A 5,100-nucleotide genomic window follows, 5' to 3' on the forward strand; every position below is an offset into this window, starting at 1 on the left:
GAACCGGTGCGACCCCGGACGGCCCACCGTCCGGGGTCGTGTCCGTCCGGGTCTTTAGATGACGGCCTCGCGGACGAACTTGGCCATGGGGACGGGGTCGCGGCCCAGGGCACGGCGCACGTCCTCGGTGACCCTGGCGGCCCGGCCGTTGGCGATGGCGCGGAAACGTGCGTTGAGGGTGTCCACGTACCGTTCCGACCAGCCCATGTTCGTCGCCCGGAAGTAGAAGCCGGCCTCGTCGACCTTCTTGTACCGCCACACCGGGCTCTCGGTCCCCTTCGTTCGTTTGACCACCTCGCGGAAGGTGACCGGGACGGGACCGGTGAGGGTGTACTCGCGTTCGTGGTGCGCGTCATCGGTGAGGGCGGCCACGATGGTGTGGGCCACGTCCCGGGCGTCCACGAAGCTGACGGCGGCACGCTTGGACACCGGAAGTTCCAGTCGGCCGTTGCGGGCGCGCGCCAGTCGGGCGAACAGCCCCTCGGTGAAGTCCTGATCCAGCCAGTTGGGACGCACGATGGTCCAGTGGCCGAACAGTTCACGGACCCTGGACTCCAGGTGACGCTGTTCGGAGTCGGGCGGACCGTCCTCGGCGCCCATGGCGGTGATCAGGACCGCGGTGCCCACCCCCGACTCGGACGCCTGTTGCAGGAAGGCGCCCGCCCGTTCGGTCAGGCCCCCGGCCATGGGCACGGACACGAAGAGTCTCTCCACGTCCTCCAGCGCCGCTTTCCAGCTACTCGTGTCCGTCCAGTCCAGACGGACCTCCCCATCCCTGCAAGCCCCGACGGCGGGCAGGCCGCGGCTGCGAAGCTCGGTCAGGACACGTCGGCCCACCTGTCCGGTGGCTCCGGTGACCAAAGTGCTCATCGGGTGTTCTCCCAGCTTCACGCGCGACTGCTCCGCCTGTTGACGCTACCTAGTCTCGAGCGTGAAACGGGCGTGAAACGACGTGAGCGATGGGATTCAGGTGGCGCTTCGGGTCCGGGAGAGTGCTTCGGTCACCACGATGAGCAGGATTCCGACGGCGGACAACCCCAGGTTGGCCAGGATCGCATTCTCCTGGAGTCCGGGCACCCGCTCCACGACGAAGCGGTTGAACGCGTTGAGCACGATACCCAGGATCGGTTGGGTCCAGAGGTGGTCGATCACCCCGCTGACCCCCATGACGGTGAGCAGGAGGCCCACGCTCTGCAGTGACTTGCGCATGCTTCGAGCCTAGGCAGGCGCGCCAGGCGATGGATCGGGCGCAGGTATGGGGCCGGTGAACCAAGGTCTGCGCCGTGGCCCGGGGCTCTCGACCAAAGTATCGCTCGACCGGCCTTCGGTACCGAGTCCGCTCTGTGGCGGCCCCACCGGCGCTCGCGCGCTCGTAGACTCCGGAAACGATGAACGACACGGCCCCGTCCGGGCAGCGGCACCGGCGCAGCGCGCGCGACTGGGTCGTGGACTCCCTGATGTTCCTGGTCGCCCTGGGGTTCGGGCTGATCGGCGCCATGACCCTTCCCGGAGACCCGCCACCGCCCTCGGTACCGGAGCCGTTCCGGATCGCCGACCAACTCATCGCCCTGGCGTCCTGCACGGCCCTGTGGTGGCGACGCCGGTGGCCGGTGCGGATCGCGGTGGTACTCGTGGTGCTGTCGGCGGTCTTCCCCCTGATGGGCGGGGCCATGCTCGCGGCCCTGTTCTCCCTGTGCGTACATCGACCGCCCAAGGTGGGCCTGTGCGTGCTGGGTCTGAGCTTCGTCGCCTCCTTCGTCAACGTGGCCCTGCACCCCGACACCCACGCCCCGTTCCTGGTGATGTTCCTGCTCAGCGCGGTCTTCCAGGGAGCCGTCGCCGGGTGGGGGATCTCCGTGCAGCATCGACGCCAACTCTTCGAATCACTGCGGGAGCGGGCCGTGCACGCCGAGGCGGAGGCGGAGCTTCGGGCCGAACACGCCCAGCACCGGGTCCGTGAGTCCATCGCCCGCGAGATCCACGACGTGCTCGGGCATCGGCTGTCCCTGCTCAGCGTGCACGCCGGCGCCTTGGAGTACCGGCCGGACGCCCCGGCCCAGGAGGTCGCCCGTTCGGCCAAGGTCATCCGGGAGAGCGCCCACCAGGCCCTCCAGGACCTGCGCGAGGTGATCGGGGTGCTGCGCGCCCCGGTGGGTGAACTGCCCCAGCCCACCCTGGCGGACCTGGCGCAGCTGGTGGATGAGGCCCGCGACGCCGGTGTCACGGTGGAGTTCGTCGACGAGCACACCGGCGAGGTGCCGGAGCGGACCGGGCGCACGGCCTACCGGATCGTCCAGGAGGCGCTCACCAACGCCCGCAAGCACGCTCCGGGGGCCGACACCCGCGTGCGGGTCTTCGGGGCGCCGGGAGAGGGACTGAGTGTGTCGGTGGCCAACGGACCACCCGGCCGGGCCTTCGAGGGCGGAGTGTCCACCGGAGCGGGATCCGGCCAGGGGTTGGTCGGCCTGTCCGAACGGGTCTCGTTGGCGTTGGGACGTCTGGAGTACGGAACCGCCGAGGACGGCGGTTGGAACCTCACCGCCTGGCTACCGTGGACGGCATGAGCGAACAGGACGAAGAGCGACGGATCGGCGTGGTGATCGTCGACGACGACGCCCTGGTGCGGGTCGGCCTGGTGATGATGATGGGCGGCGCCCCCGACCTGCGGGTGCTGGCCGAGGCCGAGGACGGCGGTCAGGTGGAGGAGCTGGTCCGCGAGCACTCTCCCCACGTGGTGCTCATGGACATCCGGATGCCCACCATGGACGGGCTCACCGCCACCGAACGGCTCCGGGCCATGCCGGACGCTCCGGAGGTGCTGGTGCTCACCACCTTCGACGCCGACGAACACGTGCTGCGGGCCCTGCGCGCGGGCGCGGCCGGGTTCCTGCTCAAGGACACTCCACCGGAGGAGATCGTGGAGTCGGTCCGCCGGGTGGCCCGAGGCTTCCCGGTTCTCTCCCCCGCCGTGACGCGACGGCTCATGCACCGGGTGGCGCACGGCGACCACAGCGAGCGGGCGGACCGGGCTCGACGGCGCCTGGCCGTGCTGAACGCCCGCGAGACCGACGTCGCGGTCGCGGTCGGCGAGGGCCGTTCCAACGCCGACATCGCCGCGCGCCTGTTCCTGAGCGTGCCGACGGTCAAGACCCACGTGTCGAGCGTCCTCACCAAGCTGGAGCTCAACAACCGGGTGCAGATCGCGCTGTTGGTGCACGACGCGGAGTTGTTGGACCCCGACGGCGACCGGAGCCGGGACTGAGGCGGGGGTTCAGCCGGCGGGCTCGAAGGTCTCGGACATGCGGTTCAGGAGCGCGTGGTTGACCGCCGGGTCCTCCGGGCTCACCAGGAACAGCGCGTAGCCCTTCTCCTTGGTGTGGAAACCCCGGTTGATGGCGTGCATCCTCTCCTTTTTCCCCTGGAAGGTGAACTCCCAGTCGGCGGCGCTGACGTAGTCGTCGGCCCAGCCGGCGTCCACGTCCTCGATCCCGATGAGCGAGTATTCGGAGAAGTTCCGACTTCCGGTGGGCTCGAAGTCGCGCCAGTCATCGCCGGCGTCCGGATTGGGGTTGTCGGTCTGGTCGACCAGCAGGTACCCGCCGTCGGGGTTACGGAAGTAGACCATGTGCCCGTCGCGCTCGACGTCCCAGTCCTCGGGAACGTCGACGGCGAACCCACTGGAGTCCTCGTGACGGGTGAGGAAGTCCCAGTCGTCCTCGTCCTCTTCGGCCTCCTCGTCCTCCGAAGCCTCCGCGTCGTCCTCGGAGGGTTCCTCCTCCGGTTCGCTCTCCTCGTCGGTGCCCCCGGCGCCGGCCTCGTCGGCCCGGTCGGATCCGGAGTCCTCCTCGGACTCCGATCCCCCGGTGATCGCGGCGGTGTCGCCGGGCCGGTTCGCGCTGACGTAGAGGGTGGTGATCGCCGCCCCGACCAGCAGGACGAGCGTGAGCGCCGCGGCCACCAGCACTCCGACGCGGGAGCGCTTCTTCCCGTTGCCGCGCGGCCTGTTCGTCACCGCACCCGAGGCGGCAGGGGCCGCGGGCTCCTTCACCGGGGCGGACTCGGTGGCGTTGACCGTCCGGTGGACCGTGCCCGAGCTCGTCACCGGGTTCCACTCCGGTTCCTCCTCCGTAGCGGCCTCGGAGGGAGCCTCGTCCGCCGGCAGGGGCGTGGCCAAGGCGGTGGCGGTGAGCGGGGAGGAGGCCCTCTCGCCGTCGCGGACGCCGAGCAGCAGGGAGCGGACCTCGGTGACCGAGGGGCGGTCCTCGGGTCGCTTCTCGCACAGGGCCTCCAGGACCGGTCGCAGCGCGCCCGCGTTGGGGGTCTCCGGGAGGTCCTGGGTGACGATGGCCGTCAGGGTGGCCATCGGGGTGGGTCGGTCGAAGGGCAGGGCGCCCTCCACCGCCTGGTAGAGGGTGATGCCCAGGGCCCACATGTCCGAGGCCGGGGTGGCGGAGCGACCGTGCGCGATCTCCGGCGCGAGGTAACTCGGCGAACCGATGAGCAGGCCCGTACTGGTCAGGTGGGTGGAGCCGTCCAGGTGCGCGATGCCGAAGTCGGTGAGGACCGCCCGGTCGTTGCCCGCGATGAGCACGTTGCCGGGCTTGATGTCACGGTGCACGATGCCGTGGCCGTGCGCCTCCGCCAGCCCCGCGGCCATCTGCTCACCGATGTTCGCGGCCCGCTCGATCGAGACCGGCCCCTGGTCCCGGATGACGTCACCCAGGGACGGGCCGTCCACCAGTTCCATGACGATCCAAGGACGGCCGTCCTCCTCCGCCACGTCGAACACCGTGATGATGGTCGGGTGACTGAGCTGGGCGGCGCTGCGCGCCTCGCGGATCATGCGGGTGCGCAGGACCTCCACCTCGTGCGCGGGGAGGTGGGGCGGGGTGGTCAGCTCCTTGACCGCCACCGTCCGGTCGAGCAGGGTGTCCGTCCCACGCCAGACACGTCCCATTCCGCCCTCGCCGATGACCTCGTCCAGACGGTAGCGGTTGACCAGGACACGGCCGGGGTCGGCTTCCGAACTGTTCATATTTCGCATTCCTCGGGAGGGCCCGTGCGGGACGGGCAGGAGCGTGATCGGGGATGGGGCGGGGG

The 5,100-nt window shown here is 70.3% G+C and carries 5 protein-coding genes; 2 read left to right on the forward strand and 3 right to left on the reverse strand.

Annotation, left to right across the window (positions count from 1 at the left end; translation table 11 throughout):
• Window positions 1–54: 54 nt before the first annotated feature.
• Together K8V84_RS15890 and K8V84_RS15895 are read right to left on the reverse strand one after the other, a co-directional pair.
• Window positions 55–870, reverse strand: coding sequence for an NAD(P)H-binding protein (locus K8V84_RS15890; protein ID WP_304075654.1), 816 nt, complete (start codon window positions 868–870; stop codon window positions 55–57).
• Window positions 871–966: 96 nt separating this feature from the next.
• Complete coding sequence (locus tag K8V84_RS15895; RefSeq protein WP_304075657.1) at window positions 967–1,209, reverse strand: hypothetical protein; 243 nt, start codon at window positions 1,207–1,209, stop codon at window positions 967–969.
• 179 nt (window positions 1,210–1,388) lie between these two features.
• Here K8V84_RS15895 and K8V84_RS15900 point away from each other — a divergent pair, with 179 nt between their 5' ends.
• Together K8V84_RS15900 and K8V84_RS15905 are read left to right on the forward strand one after the other, a co-directional pair.
• A complete protein-coding gene (locus tag K8V84_RS15900; RefSeq protein WP_304075658.1) occupies window positions 1,389–2,564 on the forward strand; it encodes a sensor histidine kinase in 1,176 nt (391 codons plus the stop codon).
• Entirely contained in the window at window positions 2,561–3,262 is a 702-nt protein-coding gene (locus K8V84_RS15905) for a response regulator transcription factor (RefSeq protein ID WP_304075661.1), read from the forward strand. Before K8V84_RS15900 ends, K8V84_RS15905 begins: the two co-directional genes overlap by 4 nt.
• A gap of 9 nt (window positions 3,263–3,271) precedes the next feature.
• On the opposite strand, the gene K8V84_RS15910 is transcribed toward K8V84_RS15905, so the two are convergent.
• On the reverse strand, window positions 3,272–5,035 hold the full coding sequence (locus tag K8V84_RS15910) for a serine/threonine-protein kinase (protein WP_304075664.1): 1,764 nt from the start codon (window positions 5,033–5,035) through the stop codon (window positions 3,272–3,274).
• Between the last annotated feature and the right edge of the window lie 65 nt (window positions 5,036–5,100).

This window comes from Nocardiopsis listeri (assembly GCF_020741345.1).
GTDB lineage: Bacteria > Actinomycetota > Actinomycetes > Streptosporangiales > Streptosporangiaceae > Nocardiopsis > Nocardiopsis listeri_A.